Annotated in this window: 1 protein-coding gene; it reads left to right on the top strand. The window is 64.0% G+C overall.

Annotated features, from left to right (window positions below):
• Positions 1-489 (top strand): transposase (locus AX692_RS14430; RefSeq protein WP_196491801.1); only part of this gene is annotated, 489 nt, incomplete at both ends.

Raw genomic sequence — 489 nt, 5'->3', positions numbered from 1 at the left:
ATGCCAGGAACCTGTCCTGGCTGGTCGAGGAGCGCGGGATCGAGCCGCACATCCCGGTGTTCGACAAGTCCGCCCGCCGCGATGACACCTTCGAGCGCTCGGCCTTCACCTTCGATCATGAGGATGACAGCTATATCTGCCCCGCCGGCAACCGGCTCCGCCAAAGACAGAAGGTGTATCGCGAGGATCGTCCGTTCGTCGATGAGAACGGCATGCTGCGCTACCGAGCGAGCAAGCTCGACTGTGACGCCTGCGCTCTCAAGACACGTTGTTGCCCGACCCAGCCAGCGCGCAAGATCCTGCGTTCCGTCCATGAGGGCGCCCGGGATCTCGCCCGCGATATCGCCACGACCGACGCCTATCTGGTCTCGCGCCGTCAGCGAAAGAAGGTCGAGATGCTGTTCGCGCACCTCAAGCGCATCCTCAGGATGGACCGCCTGCGCCTGCGAGGTCCAAACGGCGCAAGAGACGAGTTCCTCCTCGCCGCCA

The organism is Erythrobacter donghaensis, from assembly GCF_001557325.1.
Taxonomy (GTDB): Bacteria; Pseudomonadota; Alphaproteobacteria; order Sphingomonadales; family Sphingomonadaceae; genus Erythrobacter; species Erythrobacter donghaensis_B.
Note: the sequence above shows the minus strand (reverse complement) of the source record. Positions and strands in the feature narration are given on the sequence as shown.